Origin of the sequence: Streptomyces sp. R33, from assembly GCF_041200175.1 — a bacterium.
In the GTDB taxonomy this organism is placed as follows: domain Bacteria; phylum Actinomycetota; class Actinomycetes; order Streptomycetales; family Streptomycetaceae; genus Streptomyces; species Streptomyces katrae_B.
Map to the genome: position 1 here is coordinate 2,724,707 of NZ_CP165727.1, position 15,424 is coordinate 2,740,130.

A 15,424-nucleotide genomic window follows, 5' to 3' on the forward strand; every position below is an offset into this window, starting at 1 on the left:
TGGGCCGTGCCGGTGACGCGGTCGCCGCCGCAGGGCGGTGATCGCGGCGTCCCGGAGCCGCCGCACGGGATTCCCCCCGCCGAGGCCCGGGCCCGCACCCCAGCGCCAGGCCCGTCCCCGGTCCCGGTCCCGGTCCCGGTGCCGGTGCCGGTGCCGGCTCACTGTTCGCTCCCTGCGGTGCGGCGGGGCTCACGGCGGGGCTGCGCCGCCCGGCGGCCCGGAGGGCGGGTGGTGCCCACTGCACGCTTGCGGCGGGGTTCCCGGCGCCGCCGCTCCTCCCTCAGGCAGGACCGCAGGCCCTCCGGGTCGATGCCCTCGTTGCAGGCGTGGTGGAGCAACTGGGCGAAGCGGTACTCGGCATCGGCCCGCAGGGCCAGCCCGAGGGCGATCCGGGCGGTCGGCTCGTCGCCGGTGGACCACGAGACCCACCCGGCGAGGGTGAGCGGGGCCGCCGCGTGCTCCCCGTAGGCCCCGACGCAGCGGCGGGCCAGCGCCCGCCACAGCCGCAGGGCGGGGGCTGCCTCTTCGCCCTCCATCCACTCGGCCGCGACGTCCCGGATCTCGCGGTCCTGGAGGCCGAGGATCACGGTGGCGGCCTCGTCGTGGCCGAGCAGCGCGTCGTCCCACTCGTCGGGCCCGGGACCACCCTCGACGGGCGGGGCGAGGGTCATCCGCCGCATCAGGGTGCGGGCCAGCGTGACGGTCTCCGCGCCGACCTCCTGCCGGGTGACCCCGTCGAGGATCTTCGGCACGAGGGCGGCGGCCGCCCGGTCCAGGGCCCGCTCCATCTCCACCGCCACACCGCCGCGCAGCGGTGCCAGCCGGCCCTCGATCTCCCGGAGGGAACCCCTGACCTGGAGTCCGGCGAAGGTGGCCGTCGCCGCCATCACCGAGGTGCCGGTGGCGGCCAGCGGGCTGCCCTCGGCCGGGCAGCACCGCTCGTCGGGGCAGCAGTAGGACCAGTACCGGCCGCCGGAGATGCAGAGCGCCTCCATCACGGGTACGTCGAGCGCGCCGCAGGCCAGCCGGATGCGTTGGGCCAGGGGCCGCAGCCGGGTCATCACCCGCTGGCCGCTCTCGCCGCCGGCCGGGTCCTGGCAGAGGAAGAGGACGATGCCGTCGGGCTTGTCGCCGCGCCGCTCGCTGCCCCGGACGAGGCAGTCGGCGACCTGCCGGGCGGTGTCCTCCCATTCCGCGGGGGCCGAAGGAATGCCCACGCGGAGCCGTCCGCCGAAGCGGCCGCCCTCGCCGTGCACGGTGACCATGACGAGGGAGTCGGTGGGGTGGAAGCCGAGCATGTAGGGCAGCGCGTCGGCCAGTTCGGCCGGGCTGCGCAGGGTGATCCGTGGGTCGAGGGCGGGTCCCGACGGGCTGATGGAGGGCCGGTCGGACGGGGTGCGTGATTCGCGGTCGTTCGTCATGCCCCGACGGTCCCGCGGACGATCGGATCACGAAACCCCTGTGGATAACTATTGATCGTTCAACATCCACAGGTTCAGAGTGCCGTTGGCGCGATGCCGGAACCATCGCGTTGCATGGGGGCATGAACGCAGACCACCGGCCCACACCCACACCGTCGCCTCCGCGCGGCGGCCGACTCCGCCGCCCCGCACCGGCCGCGCAGGGCGGCCGCCTCCGGGAACCACCCGACCCGGCCGCACCCCCACCCGCCGCCACCCAGGGGTGTCAGCCCGCCGTCGCGAGGATCAGCGGAAGGACCGGCCCGCTGCCCGCCTGCCGGAGCAGGCGGGCGGCGACCGCCAGGGTCCAGCCGGAGTCGGAGTAGTCGTCCACGAGGAGGACGGGCCCGGGCGACTGCGCCAGCGCGCCGGCCAGTTCCTCGGAGACGGCGAAGGCACCGGCCAGCGCCCGCAGGCGCTGGGCGGAGTTGCTGCGGCGTGCCCCGTGCGCGCCGTCCCGTCCGGTGTAGGTCAAGGTGCCCAGGTACGGGAGGCGGCCGATGCCCGCGATCCCCTCGGCGAGGGAGCCGACGAGCTGCGGACGGGCGAGGGACGGTACGGCGACGACACCGACGGGCCGGGCGGAGGCGTCCGGGACATCGGGGGCCCAGCCGCCCGCGGAGCGCGCCCAGTCGGCGAGGACGGCCACCGCGGCGTGCAGGACGTCGTCGGGGACCGGCCCGTCCGGGGCGGTCTCGGCGAGCAGCGGGCGCAGCCGGTTGCCCCAGCCGATGTCCGAGAGCCGGCCCAGGGCGCGCCCGGTGGAGCACTGCTCGCCGACCGGGATGCGTCCCTTGAGGTTGATGCCCAGTGCGGACATGCCCGTCGGCCACATCCGGCGCGGCTCGACCTCAACTCCCGGGCGGTCCAGCTCCTTCGCCGCCCCGCTCAGCGTCTCCGCCGACACGGAGGAATCGGCCCAGGCGCCCGCACAGTTGTCGCACCGGCCGCACGGGACGGCACCCTCGTCGTCCAGCTGCCGGCGCAGGAACTCCATCCGGCACCCGGTGGTGCTCACGTAGTCGCGCATGGCCTGCTGTTCGGCCGCCCGCTGGCGGGCGACCCAGGCGTACCGCTCGGAGTCGTACGTCCACTCCCGGCCGGTGGAGGTCCAGCCGCCCTTCACCCGCTTGACGGCTCCGTCGACGTCGAGCACCTTGAGCATGGTCTCCAGCCGGGTGCGCCGGAGCTCCACCGCCGCTTCCAGGGCCGGTACGGACAGCGGCCGTCCCGCATCGGAGAGGGCCGACAGGGTCTGCCGTACCTGGGCCTCGGGCGGGAAGGCGGTATCGGCGAAGTAGCGCCAGATGGCCTCGTCCTCCTTGCCCGGCAGCAGCAGCACCTCGGCGTGTTCCACACCGCGCCCGGCGCGGCCGACCTGCTGGTAGTAGGCGATCGGCGACGACGGCGAGCCGAGGTGGATCACGAAGCCCAGGTCGGGCTTGTCGAAGCCCATGCCCAGCGCCGACGTCGCGACCAGCGCCTTGACCCGGTTCTCCATCAGGTCGACCTCGGCCTGCAGCCGGTCGGCGTTCTCCGTCTTCCCCGTGTACGAGGCGACCGGGAAACCGCGCTGGCGCAGGAACGCGGCGGCCTCCTCGGCCGCGGCCACCGTCAGCGTGTAGATGATCCCCGAGCCGGGCAGCTCGTCCAGGTGCTCGGCGAGCCAGGCCAGCCTGTGCGCGGCGTCCGGCAGCTGCACCACGCCCAGGCGCAGGCTTTCGCGGTCCAGCGGGCCGCGCAGCACCAGCGCCTCGCCGGCGCCCGTTCCCAACTGCTCCGCCACGTCCGCGGTGACCCGGGCGTTGGCGGTCGCGGTGGTGGCCAGGACCGGGACACCGGGGGCGAGCTCGGCGAGCATGGCCCGCAGCCGGCGGTAGTCGGGGCGGAAGTCGTGGCCCCAGTCGGAGATGCAGTGGGCCTCGTCGACCACGAGCAGACCGGTGGTGGCCGCGAGCTTGGGGAGCACCTGCTCTCGGAAGTCCACCGAGTTGAGGCGTTCCGGGCTGACGAGGAGGACGTCGGTCTCGCCGCGCTCGACCTCCTCGTAGATCGTGTCCCACTCCTCCGGGTTGGCCGAATTGATGGTGCGCGCCTGGATGCCGGCCCGGGCCGCCGCCTCGACCTGATTGCGCATCAGCGCCAGCAGCGGCGAAATGATCACCGTGGGGCCGGATCCGCGCCGTCGCAGCAGGGCGGTCGCGACGAAGTACACGGCCGACTTGCCCCAGCCGGTGCGCTGCACCACCAGGGCCCGCCGGCGCTCCTCCACCAGGGCCGCCACGGCCTGCCACTGGTCCTCCCGCAGCCGCGCCGAACCCCCCGGTGCGCCCACGAGCTCGGCGAGGACGGCATCGGCTTCGGTGCGGAGCTCCAGGTTGTCCATGCCCCCATGCAACCCGATGGCGCGGACAATCGGCCAATTCACTCAACGTGACGATCAGGTCACGGACGGCCGACGTCTCCTGACGGCTCGAGCGGCCATACCGGGGAGCACGCCTCCACCAGGCCTGGACCGGGACCCCGGCGCCGCGGTCGAGTCTGGCCCGTAGCGAGTGTTTCCGCTGGGTACTGGCGCTTCGGCCGTAGCCGAATGAGTCATCTTCGGTGGGACGGGGCAAGGATATGAACGGCATACCGGCGAATTCCGGTCGGCGGCGCCAATTGCTCGTTGCCGCACGCTCGCTGGCCACGCGAGAATTGGAGTGCTCCCGTTCGGCTCGACGGCGCTCTCCTGGGCCACGCCGCGGCGCGCCCACACTTCAGCTGTGCCCGTCCGCGGGCGTGTACCCGAAGGGAGGACCGTGACCTTCGGATTCGCCCCGCACTCGACCACGTCTCTGACACAGGCAGCCGGTGGCGCCAGCCGGCACGGCCGACTGCTGGAACCCGCCGAGTGGACATCGGCGGGCATCCCCCTGCTGCGCAATCCGCGCGAGGTGGTCAGCGGGTTGCACTCCCGGCACGGTCCGGTGCCCTCGACGGCGGTGATCGCGGTCCTCGGTCCCGAGGAACAGCTCGTCGCGAGCGCGTCCTTCGTCCAGCGCTCGGCCTCGGCCGACGGCTGGGAGTACCGCAACGCCCTGCTCTCCGCGCTGCGCCGGGTCATCCCCCACGACCTGCGGCGCCGGACCCCGGTGCGGACGGCGGTCCTGCTGTACTGCCGCGAGGGCGACGAGCGGTGGACCGAGGAGGACGGCGCCTGGATGTGGGGGCTGCGGGACGCCTGCACCCTGCACGGATTGCGCTGCGGCGCGTACATCACGCTGACCCGCGGCGGCTGGCAGGTGCTGGGAGAAGGCCGGGGCGGCCGGCGGCCCAGCTCCGACTCGCGGCCCGAGCGCCTCGGCGACACCGTGGCCGAGTTCCCCGCGGTGACCCTGCGCACCGGCGGCGGCGCGGCCGAGGTCCTGCGCCGTACCGCCGCACGCTGAGCCCCACAGCACCCGTACGCCGACCCGTACGCGGGCAGCCCTCACGGCCGCACACCCTGGAGCGGGCGTACGGCAGGTCAGGCCTCGGGCTTCAGCAGGGCCGGCCGACCGGCCCCGCCCCATGCCCGCGCCGGGACACGGGGCGTCAGACGCCCGTGCCCAGCACGGAGTTGATCTGCTGCGGGTCGCCGCACACGATGAGCAGCGCACCGGCCCGCGCCAGCGCGGCCGGCAGGGCGGCGGCAGTCGCCCCGGCCGGTCCGCCGTTGGCCGCGAAGACCACGACGGGACGGCCCGCAGCGCGCTTGACCTGCGCCGCGTCCGCGTAGAACACGTCGTCCCCGGCATCGTGCAGGGCCCAGTACGCGGCCTCGCCGAAGGACAGCTCGTGAGCGGCCCACGGGTGCGGGTCGCCGGTGGTGAGGACCAGGATGTCGCCGGGCGCGCGCCCGGTGTCGAGCAGCAGGTCGACGGCCTCTTCGGCCGCGTCCAGCGCACCCTCGGCGGAGGCCGGGATCAGCTGGATCTGCGGCACCGCCGCGGAGACGGACGGTGCGGTGGGAGTGGCGGGAACGGGTCCGGGGGTGGCCTGCGGCGCACGCTGCGCGGGCGGGGCGGGCCTGGGGGCAACTCCGGCGCGGCTCGCCGCCGCGGGGGAGGGACCGGGGCGTCCGGGCCGCGGCACGGCGGCGGGACGCGGACCAGGTACGGGGCGGGGGGTCTGCGCGGTGCGGCTCGCTGCCGGCGTGACGCGGGGACCCTGGGCACTCTCGTGAATCTGAGGCTCCTCGGGGGTGAGAGGCATGAGTTGATGTCTATCAAACACCGGTACGAAACGTACCGGCGGGTGGCACCTGGGTGCGATCAGAAATCGAAGCCGAGTTGGCCTCCGTTTTCCAGCTCCACCGACTCCTCGCTGCGGCGCACCTTCTTGAGGTGCCGCCACCGGGGCAGCCCGTCGAGGTACGCCCACGAGAGCCGGTGATACGGGGTCGGCCCGAGTTCCTCGAGCGCGGCCCGGTGCACGGGAGAGGGGTATCCGGCGTTGTCACCGAAGGCGAAGTCCTCGATGCCGCCGCCCAGTTGGCCGAGTTCGGCCATCATGCGGTCGCGCCTGACCTTGGCGATCACCGAAGCCGCCGCGACGGCGACGCAGGACTGGTCGCCCTTGATCACCGTACGAACCCGCCAGGGCGGGCCGAGATAGTCGTGCTTGCCGTCGAGGATCACCGCGTCGGGCCGCACGGGCAGCGCCACCAGGGCGCGCTCCGCTGCGAGCCGCAGGGCGGCGGTCATCCCGAGTTCGTCGATCTCCTCCGGGGAGGCGTGCCCCAGGGCGTACGCGGTGACCCAGGCCTCCAGGACGCCGAGGAGCGCGTCGCGTCGTTTCTGGGTGAGCAGTTTGGAGTCGGTGAGCCCTGCGGGCGGCCGGCGTAGACCGGTGATCGCCGCGCACACGGTGACCGGACCGGCCCAGGCCCCTCGTCCGACTTCGTCGACCCCGGCGATGACCTTGGCACCGGTGGTTGCACGGAGGGAGCGTTCGACGGTGTGGGTGGGTGCTTCGTACGGCATGGCGCCAGCAAGGTTACGCCGCCCCGAGCCGCCTGCACACCCCGGCCCGGGTGGAGTCGGTACGGCGATCTCACGCCCTGAGCAGCGGCACCATCACCTGATCGATCATTTCCTCGATGTCCGGATCCGCCCATTCGCTCCCGCACACCTTCGCGCCGTACATCATCATCGCCGGAATGACGTCGGCCACGAACGGACCGGTCGCATCCGGCCGCACGTCCCCCCGCTCGATCCCTCGCTGGACAAGCTCCCTGATCAACCGGTGGGCGGGCTCGTGCAGCCCCGCCCGGATGACGTCATGGAACCGGCCCGCATGGGCGTGGTCGCATTCGTGAAGGACGGCGCGCAGCGCCTGGCCGGCCCGCGACTCCATCACTTCCCGCATCCGCACACACAACCGGACGAGGTCACCCCGGATCGATCCGTGATCGGCGATCCCTCCGATCGGCGGCAGCCCGGTCCGCAGCACGTCGGCCACGAGGTCCGCCTTCGAGGGCCAGCGCCGGTACACCGCCGCCTTGCCGGTGTGCGCGCAGGCCGCGACGCCCTCCATGGTGAGCGCGTTCCAGCCGACGGTGCTCAGCTGCTCCAAGGCCGCGTCGAGAATCGCCCGTTCGAGTTCCGGACCCCGCCTGCGCCCCGGTGACGTCACTGACCAGCGCGAACCCACCATCACCTCTGCCTCCGACCGACCCACGCGCCCCTCGCACGCGTTTTCAGCCTTAGTGAACGGTTGCGTTCACTATCAAGGGCCTCCTACCGTGGACCCGCAGTGAACGAATACGTTCACTGTTTCACTATGGGGGGTTCCACGGTGAAAGGCTCTCAACTCGCCACGCCCCGGATACCGGGCGCGGCCCGCCGGGAAGGCCGCCCGGGCGTGGCCCTCACGGTCATCGCCGCCTGCCAGCTGATGGTCGTCCTCGACGCGACGATCGTGAACATCGCACTCCCGCACATCCAGACCGCCCTCTCCTTCTCCACCACCGACCTGTCCTGGGTCATCAGCGCGTACACGCTCGCCTTCGGCGGCCTCCTGCTGCTCGGCGGCCGGGCCGGCGACATCCTCGGCCGGCGCCGTGTGTTCCTGACCGGAATCCTGGTGTTCACCGTGGCCTCCCTGCTCGGCGGCTTCGCGCAGGAGCCGTGGCAACTGCTCGCCGCCCGCGCGCTGCAGGGGGTCGGCGGCGCGATCGCCTCCCCGACCTCGCTGGCCCTGATCACCACCACGTTCGCCGAAGGCCCCGAGCGCAACCGGGCGTTCGGGGTGTTCGCCGCCGTCTCCGCGGGCGGCGGCGCGATCGGCCTGCTGGCCGGCGGGATGCTGACCGAGTGGCTCGACTGGCGCTGGGTGCTCTTCGTCAACGTGCCGATCGGCGTGCTGATCGCCGTGCTCACCCCGCTCTACATCACCGAGTCCGAGCGCCACCCGGGCCGGTTCGACATCGCGGGGGCGCTCACCTCCACCGGCGGCATGGCCTCGCTCGTCTACGGGTTCATCCGCGCGTCCGAGGACGGCTGGCGCGACGGGCTCACCCTCGCCTCCTTCGCCGCGGCCGTCGTCCTGCTCGCGCTCTTCGTGGCCATCGAGTCGCGGGCCCACGAGCCGATCATCCCGCTGCGGATGTTCGCCGACCGCAACCGCGCCGGCACGTACCTGATCATGCTCGGCCTCGCCGCCGCGATGTTCGGCATGTTCTTCTTCATCGTCCAGTTCGTCCAGAACGTGCTGGGCTTCTCGCCGATCCAGTCGGGGCTCGGCTTCCTGCCCGTGACCGTCGCGATCGTCACCGCCGCCGGCCTCTCGCAGCGCTTCCTGCCGCGGTTCGGCCCCAAGCCGTTCATGGTGGCCGGATCGGCCCTCACCGGCATCGGACTGGCCTGGCTGACCCTCATCCGCACCGACAGTTCGTACGTCTCCGGGGTCCTCGGGCCGATGCTGGTGTTCGGCTTCGGCATGGGCCTGAACTTCGTGACACTGACCCTCACCGCCGTCTCCGGGGTCGCCCAGCGGGAGGCGGGCGCGGCGTCCGGGCTACTCAACGCCAGCCAGCAGGTCGGCGGCTCACTCGGCCTGTCGATCCTGGTCACCGTCTTCGGCACGGCCAGCCGGAGCGAGGGGGAGAAACAGGTGCCGGACTTCATGGCCCACGCGGACCCAGGTCAGATGGCGGCGTTCAAGGAGACCGGGCGGCTGCCCGACCCCTGGGGGGACCTCGTCCTCACACAGGGCATCTCCACCGCGTTCATCGCGGCCGTCGCCATGGCCGGGCTCGCCCTGGCCACCGCGCTGCTGGTGATCCGGGTGCGCAAGAGCGACCTGGAGGCCCTCAACGGCGCCGCCGCGGAGGCCGGTCCGGCGGCCTGAGTCCGGTCCGGTGTACGGGGGCCGGGCCCCTGTCCGGCTTACGGAGGCCCGGGCGCGGGGGAAGATCCCGCGCCCGGGCCCTCGTACGACCGCCGCCGGGCGGTCACCCGGTGCGGCTGTGGAAGGTGCCCAGGCTCGAGCAGACCTCGTACGGGGCCTTCACCGGGCGCTCGCGGAGGATCTGCCGGGCCCGGTACTCGCCGAGGCTGATCGCGTACCAGGGCACCCGACCGCCCCTCGACAGCTCGTTGTTGATGCCGCGCAGGGCGCAGGAGCGGCGGGGTTCGGGCAGTCGGTCCAGGGCGGGCACCGCATCCGCCGACAGGGACTGGAAGTAGGCCAGGTCGATCTTGCCGTCCTGCTGGAAGCGGGCCACGTTCCGCTCGGCGACCATCCCGTCCGGGGACAGCAGCCCGAACGCCAGGACGGCGACGGCGGCGCTTCCCGCGACCGCCCGCGGCAGCCGGCTCGCGCCGAACATCCCGGCAGCCATGATCAGTACGATGACCAGCCCGAGCCAGAGCTCCATCGCGGCCACCGACACGCGCAGCCGGGTCAGCCCGTACGCGTCCACGTACAGGTCCATCCGGCGCAGCGCGGAGGCGACCACGACCAGGGTCAGCGCACACAGGGTGCCCAGGACGACGTGGACGAAGCGCCGGTCGCCGGCTCCGGCGCGCGGGGCCCAGCGCAGGGCGAGGGCGATCACGGCGAGGGTGAGCAGGGTGGCCCAGAGCAGCTGCCAGAAGCCCTGGCGGGCGTACTCGGCGTAGGTGAGCCCGGTGCTCTCCAGGACCTTGTCGTAGCCGCCGAACAGGACGGCCAGCTGGACGGCGTTGAAGCCGGCGAAGAGCAGGTCGAGCACGACGAGCGGAAGCGCCCATTCGACACGGGAGCGCGGCTTTCCGGGCGCCACCCGGATCCGGTCCCAGCGCGAGGGGGCCGCGGCGGCGCGGGCGGCGGCGAGTGCGAGGAGGGCACCGATCAGGAACAGGAGGAGGCGCACCGGGCTGTCGCCGATGGAGACGTCGGGGGTCAGCCCGTTCAGCAGGTCCGCGAAGGCGGCGTCGGCGGAGGCGAAGAGGGCGCCGAAGAGCACCAGCAGGGCCACGGCCACCAGTGCTGCCTTGGCCACGGGCAGCCAGCGGCTCCGGTCGACCCCGCTGCCGCGCGAGCGGAGCCCCTTCCAGGCCCAGCGGACCCCGAGCACGGTGGCGTCGATGAGGCCGAGCGGGCTGAGCAGGACGCCGGGCCAGGTGCGGCTGCCGTGCAGGGCCAGTGCGCCGAGCAGGACGGCGGCGAACAGCGCGAGTGCGGACGGCCAGCCGGCGTCGCGCAGCGCCGGTACGGCGAGGAGGGCCACGCAGCCGATCGCCCAGACCAGGGTCCAGGGGCGGGCGGTACGCCGGGCCGCCCGGGCGGCGACGTACGCGGCGGCGATGGCCGGCACGACTGCGAGGAGCAGGCCGGGGCCCAGGCCGTCGCCGAGGAAGAGGGCCGAGGCGATGCCGGCGACGACGGCGCAGACCAGCACGGCGGTGGATACGGGCCCGGCCTGCCCCGGCCGCGCGGCTTCGGCCCAGGCGAGCGGGGCGATGGACCACGCCCCGGACTCGGTCCGCTGCCGGCGCACTTGATAGGCCCGCCAGGCCTTGGGATCCCACCCGGCGGGCGCAACACCCGCCGCCGCCCCGGCGCCCGGCCCAACGGCAGCAGGCCCGGCAACAGGCTCCGCGGACGGCGCCCCGGTCGCCGGAGCGGCGGCCGCCGAGCCCCCGGCCGTGTCCCCGGACGCGGCGTCGGCCACCCCGTCGGTGTTCTCTGACATCGGGTTCCCCTCCCCTGTCGGCCGCCTCCGTCTTCACGACGGAGGAGGCAGCGCGCGGACAGGGTAGGCCCGTGACGTGCGGCTTCAGCCACACCGGAACGGCCCCTGTGGCAGGACCGTGACAATCAGAACGGGGCATATCGCCCACCGCGTAAGCCCGCTCCCCCGGCCCGGCCACCAGGCCGCAAGGCCCATCGCGCCGCCGGCGATCTGACCGCCGGCCGCCGCACCGCCGGCCGCCGCGCCGTCGGCTAACGCGCCGCCGTCTCCGGCAGCCAGGCCGGCAGGGCCTCCGTACGGGCCAGCCAGGCGGCGGGCAGCACCGCGTCCCCGCGCGCCCCCAGCACCCCGCCGACGATCGCGCAGGTCGTGTCGACGTCGCCGCCCACCTGCGCGGTGGTCCAGAACGCCCGCTCGTAGTCGTCCAGCGACCGCGCCGCCGACCACAGGGCGAACGGCACGGTGTCGTGGGCGCTGGTCCGCCGCCCGCAGCCCAGCACCGCCGCGACCGTCGTCGCGTCGCCGTAGTCCAGCATGTCCCGGGCCCGCCGCAGCCCCGCGCCGACGGCGCTGCGCGGCACCAGCGCGATCACCCCGTCCAGCAGGTCGGCGGCCTTGGGCGGACCGGCCGGAGCCGCCGCCAGCGCGGCCGCCGCGGCGACGGCCATCGCCCCGCACACGGCCTCGCGGTGCTGGTGGGTGGTGTAGGCGGAGATCTCCGCCTGGTGCGTGGCCTGCTCCGGGTCGTCGGCGTACCAGGCACCCAGCGGCGCGATGCGCATGGCCGCGCCGTTGCCCCACGAGCCCTGCCCGTTGAACAGCTCGGCGGCCAGCGTGCGCCAGTCCTCGCCCTCCCGGACGAGCCGCAGCATCCGGTTCACTGCGGGCCCGTAGCCGCGGTCGAAGTCGTGGTGGTGGGCGAAGGAGCTCGCCAGGGCGTCCTGGTCGATGCGTCCGTGATCCGCGAGGACGGCCACCACCGAGCAGGCCATCTCGGTGTCGTCGGTCCACTGCCAGGTCTCGGTGCCGGCGGGCAGCTCGCGGCGCTTGAGGAGGGGGTAGTTCACGGGGACGAAGTACTGGGAGCCCAGGGCGTCACCCAGAGCCAGCCCGCGGAGGCTGGCCATGGCGCGTGCGTAGCGCCTTTCGGAAGAGGAGTCAGCGGTCATCCCGCGTCACTCTAGCCGTCCAGGTCATAAGGCTCCGGTGTGGTCCACCGTTCAAATGGGCGGTCCATCCGGTATCGGCCGTCCGGACCCAGCAGAAGCACCCGGAATTCACCGTTCCCGGGGTTGGAGAGGGCCTCGAACTCGGCCACCGACCAGTGGAACCAGCGCATGCAGAACAGTCGCATGGTCAGTCCGTGCGTCACGAGCAGCACGTTCGGCGGATGGTCCGGCGCCTCGAAGCTGCGGTAGAGGCTCTCCAGGAAGGACCCGACCCGGTCGTACACGTCCGCGCCGGACTCACCCTGGGCGAAGCGGTAGAAGAAGTGCCCGTACGCGTCGCGGTACGCCTTCTGCAGCCGTACGTCGGCCCGGTCCTGCCAGTTCCCCCAGTCCTGCTCGCGCAGCCTCGGCTCCTCGCGCATGCGGACGCGCGACGGGTCCAGCCGCAGCTCGCGGAACGTCTGGAGGGTCCGGCGGTAGGGGGAGACGTACGCACTGACGGCTTCGTCGCCGAACAGCTCGCGCAGCCGTACTCCGGCCTCCGCGGCCTCCTCGTGCCCCCGGGGGGTCAGGCGCAGGGCGTGGTCGGGCTCCCGCTCGTACACCGTGTCATCGGCATTGCCCTCCGATTCCCCGTGCCGGACAAGGACGATGCGCCGTGGTCGTGCCATTCCCCGACCCTATTCGGCCACCGGCGGGCCCGGCACACGGGCACGCCGGTCGGGCCCGCCGCTCGTCGTACGGTCATACAGTCCAGGACGATTCGAGGTCGACGACGTCACCGGTGAGGGCTTCCACGTCGGCCTCGGTCTGGGCGCGCAGCGAGAGCCGCTCGACCCGTTCCTGACGGTACTTGCCGTGTTCGGCGGCGGCGTGCCACATCGACAGCACGAGGAACTCCCGGCCCGGCGCCTCCCCGAAGAGGCCCCGGATCATTCCGGGTGAGCCGGCCATGGCGGGGTTCCACACCTTCTCCTGCATGAGCGCGAAGTGGTCCACGCGGCCTTCCCGCACCCGGGTGTGGGCGACGCGCACGACGTCCGCGTCGGTGAACCGCGGCTCGAAGCCGGTCTTCACGTCGAAGCGGTGGTCGAAGAGCGTGACCCGGGCGTTGGTGTACGTACCCGTCTGGGCCGCGGCCAGCCGGTCGTACGACCGGGCCATGAAGGAGTCGTAGAAGGAACGGCTCTCCCAGAACGCAAAGACATGCGCGACCCCCTGCCTCCCCCGGCTCCAACCGCCACCCTGTCCCCGGAATCCCGGCTCGCCAGGCAGCCCCGCCCATTTGCGCTGCCCGCGCTCGAACCCGCGTCGGTCCGTCACCGTGCAGCGAATCCACTTGACCAGCACCGCGCCATCGTACGGGCCCGGCGCGGCCCCGGTCAGTCCCTATCGCGGTTGATCCGCTCCAGTTCCTCCGCATCCCGCCCGGACAGCCGAAGCCCGAACTCCCGGTCGAGCAGCGCGTGCAGCTCGTCGGGGGCCACGGACTGCCGCTCGACCCGCCCTTCGGGATACAGGCGGCTGAGCTCGCGCCCCACGAGCGCCCGGCGGACGGGAGCGCCCGGGTGCTGGACGACGACCTGCCCGACGAAGGCGGAGCGGGGGTGGGAGGAGCTGTAGTGGTTGAGCAGGACGTAGTCGACGGGGTAGTAGGGCTGAGGGGAGAACGCGTACAGGTCCCGCCAGGCTCCCTCGCGCAGCATGCACAGCACGAGGATCCCGTCGCCCTCCTCGCGGACGGCGTACGTCCACTCCCCCTGCACGACTTCGGCTCCGGGCCGCGCCAGCGGGACGGGCTCGCGGGGGCCCTGGTGGCCGAACCCGGCGTCGCACAGCCAGGGTTCCCCGTCGACGGCGGCGACGAGGACGGCGTGCGTCACCGCGAGCAGGGTGTCCCCCCGGGTGCGGTTGCGGGCGCCGCGCCCGGAGACGTCGAAGCCGATCCGCTCCAGGGCAGCGGCCAGCAGCGAGTTCTGCTCGTAGCAGTAGCCGCCGCGGCGGCCGTGCACGAGCTTGTCCTCCAGGGCCTTGACGCCCAGCTCGACGGGGCGGCCGAGCAGCACGTCCAGGTTCTCGAAGGTGATGGCGCCGGTGTGGGCCCGGTGCACTGCGTACAACGTCCCGAGGTCCGGCCGGAGTTCCCCGTCGTCCCCGACCGGCCCGTCGTAGCCGATCCGCGCCAGATAGGAATCGAGATCCAGCTGGTCACCGCTCCACATGTCTCCCCCGCTCCGCCGTCCGACCCGCGGGCACCAGCCGGCCCCGCTCCGCCCAATGATCACCACGGCGGTCCCGCACGCCAACCCCACCCCACGCCGAAGGGGACCGGCATCGGCCGGTCCCCTTCGTGAACTGCTGGTCAGCTACCCGTGCGGGCTACGCCCGGTGTACTGGCGGAGATCACTTATTCCTGGCGTGCGCTATTCCTCGACATCCGGCTCTCGATCGGGGAACGCACGCAGCCTCAGCTGTGGCGCCCTGTGGTCGGCGAGCCACCGCATCCGGTTGTCATCCGCCTTGAAGCCGGCGCGTGCGGTCTGGGTCCACTCTTCTCGGTCGAGGATTTCGAGGTACGTCGCCCGGAGCGCTTCTTGCTGGGCCTTGGTGCACCCCGCAGCCTTGGGAGGCTGCGTAGTCAGGTGCTGAGCGAGCACTGCGATCGTGAAGTAGCGCTCGGTGGTCGGGCCGAGCGAACCCACATGGCGAGCATGAGCTTCCAGGACCACTCCCGAATGGGGGTAGTGAGCGAGGGTGAGGCCCATACCCCCGCAATCGCTCATCAGATGGAGTAGCCGACCGATGTGGTCGACCATCTCGCTGTCAGTCTCGAGGTCTGCAAGCGCCTCATGGAGTCTGGCGACTGTGGCGACCTTGCCGGCGAAGTACCCGTTGAGGAAGTCGCCGTCGCAGGCCCTGCGAAGCAGCCATGGTCGGGCAGTTGGGTCGTCGAGTCTGCAGAGAGCTTCAACGACGTAGACGCGTCCCCAGCCGGTGACTCGCTCGGCAAGCCAGAGCAGGGCCTCGACTCCTGCTGGCTGACTCTCGAAAGCATGCGCCGCCAGTGGACCGAAGCGGTTGGAGAGCAGCCCGATCGTTTGAATCAACGGGATGTCGTCGGCTGTTCCCACGGCAGCGACCAGGGCCAGCCCAACGGTGACCGAACATCGGTCGGTGCCATGTCGGACCAGCCAGCGGCCAGTTTGGCGAACGCGTTCTCTGTCCGCCCGCTCAGCCGCGGCGGCGATGTGCTCGTTGGGATGAATCGGGATGTAGACGTCGTGGAAGGCATCGGCCAATTCGCCGGGAAGGGCAGAGGCCCGCGCGAAATGTGCGTCGAGGACGAGCGCCGCGTCCTTGCCGGCCAAGTGCCGGTCCTCAGGTGCGCGCGGGCCCTTTCGATGACGGTGCAAGCCTTCGTCGGGATACGGTTCCCCGTCGCGATGAAGCGGCTCTCCGGGAACCAGCTGGTGTAGCCGGAGCGCGTGGTCGAACAGTGTTGTCGGTGATCCGGGCAGTCCTGTCCCGGTCGTCTCGCTCATCGGCGGACGGAGGACTCGATTCTCTTGATCATGGCCCGGAGCATGTCA

The 15,424-nt window shown here is 72.7% G+C and carries 13 protein-coding genes; 2 read left to right on the plus strand and 11 right to left on the minus strand.

Going from position 1 to position 15,424, the window contains the following annotated elements; genetic code table 11:
* Positions 1–158: 158 nt before the first annotated feature.
* Together AB5J51_RS12285 and AB5J51_RS12290 are read right to left on the minus strand one after the other, a co-directional pair.
* Positions 159–1,421, minus strand: coding sequence for a DUF4192 domain-containing protein (locus AB5J51_RS12285; protein ID WP_369777720.1), 1,263 nt, complete (start codon positions 1,419–1,421; stop codon positions 159–161).
* Positions 1,422–1,686: 265 nt separating this feature from the next.
* Positions 1,687–3,846 carry a RecQ family ATP-dependent DNA helicase gene (locus AB5J51_RS12290; protein ID WP_053787761.1) on the minus strand — a complete coding sequence of 720 codons (2,160 nt, stop codon included), beginning with the start codon at positions 3,844–3,846 and terminating at the stop codon, positions 1,687–1,689.
* A 418-nt stretch (positions 3,847–4,264) separates the two neighbouring features.
* Here AB5J51_RS12290 and AB5J51_RS12295 point away from each other — a divergent pair, with 418 nt between their 5' ends.
* Positions 4,265–4,894 carry a hypothetical protein gene (locus tag AB5J51_RS12295; RefSeq protein ID WP_053787762.1) on the plus strand — a complete coding sequence of 210 codons (630 nt, stop codon included), beginning with the start codon at positions 4,265–4,267 and terminating at the stop codon, positions 4,892–4,894.
* Between the two features lie 145 nt (positions 4,895–5,039).
* Here AB5J51_RS12295 and AB5J51_RS12300 read toward each other — a convergent pair whose 3' ends face one another.
* The 3 genes from AB5J51_RS12300 to AB5J51_RS12310 form a co-directional block, all read right to left on the minus strand.
* Positions 5,040–5,699 (minus strand): hypothetical protein, encoded by a 660-nt coding sequence (locus AB5J51_RS12300; protein WP_136222708.1) that lies wholly within the window; start codon positions 5,697–5,699, stop codon positions 5,040–5,042.
* 59 nt (positions 5,700–5,758) lie between these two features.
* Complete coding sequence (locus AB5J51_RS12305; protein WP_053787764.1) at positions 5,759–6,469, minus strand: ribonuclease HII; 711 nt, start codon at positions 6,467–6,469, stop codon at positions 5,759–5,761.
* A gap of 70 nt (positions 6,470–6,539) precedes the next feature.
* Positions 6,540–7,142 (minus strand): TetR/AcrR family transcriptional regulator, encoded by a 603-nt coding sequence (locus AB5J51_RS12310; RefSeq protein WP_369777721.1) that lies wholly within the window; start codon positions 7,140–7,142, stop codon positions 6,540–6,542.
* Positions 7,143–7,283: 141 nt separating this feature from the next.
* On the opposite strand from AB5J51_RS12310, the gene AB5J51_RS12315 reads away from it, so the two are divergent.
* On the plus strand, positions 7,284–8,837 hold the full coding sequence (locus AB5J51_RS12315; protein ID WP_234382308.1) for an MFS transporter: 1,554 nt from the start codon (positions 7,284–7,286) through the stop codon (positions 8,835–8,837).
* A gap of 103 nt (positions 8,838–8,940) precedes the next feature.
* Here AB5J51_RS12315 and AB5J51_RS12320 read toward each other — a convergent pair whose 3' ends face one another.
* From AB5J51_RS12320 to AB5J51_RS12345, 6 genes are all read right to left on the minus strand, one after another.
* Positions 8,941–10,665 carry a DUF4173 domain-containing protein gene (locus tag AB5J51_RS12320; RefSeq protein ID WP_369777722.1) on the minus strand — a complete coding sequence of 575 codons (1,725 nt, stop codon included), beginning with the start codon at positions 10,663–10,665 and terminating at the stop codon, positions 8,941–8,943.
* Between the two features lie 251 nt (positions 10,666–10,916).
* Positions 10,917–11,834: an ADP-ribosylglycohydrolase family protein gene (locus AB5J51_RS12325; RefSeq protein ID WP_053787767.1), complete on the minus strand. Its 918-nt coding sequence runs from the start codon at positions 11,832–11,834 to the stop codon at positions 10,917–10,919.
* Positions 11,835–11,845: 11 nt separating this feature from the next.
* Positions 11,846–12,505 (minus strand): histidine phosphatase family protein, encoded by a 660-nt coding sequence (locus tag AB5J51_RS12330; protein WP_053787768.1) that lies wholly within the window; start codon positions 12,503–12,505, stop codon positions 11,846–11,848.
* Positions 12,506–12,578: 73 nt separating this feature from the next.
* Entirely contained in the window at positions 12,579–13,184 is a 606-nt protein-coding gene (locus AB5J51_RS12335) for a YdbC family protein (RefSeq protein ID WP_053787769.1), read from the minus strand.
* Between the two features lie 32 nt (positions 13,185–13,216).
* Positions 13,217–14,056 carry an arylamine N-acetyltransferase gene (locus AB5J51_RS12340; RefSeq protein WP_369777723.1) on the minus strand — a complete coding sequence of 280 codons (840 nt, stop codon included), beginning with the start codon at positions 14,054–14,056 and terminating at the stop codon, positions 13,217–13,219.
* A 201-nt stretch (positions 14,057–14,257) separates the two neighbouring features.
* Positions 14,258–15,202, minus strand: coding sequence for a hypothetical protein (locus AB5J51_RS12345; RefSeq protein ID WP_369777724.1), 945 nt, complete (start codon positions 15,200–15,202; stop codon positions 14,258–14,260).
* Between the last annotated feature and the right edge of the window lie 222 nt (positions 15,203–15,424).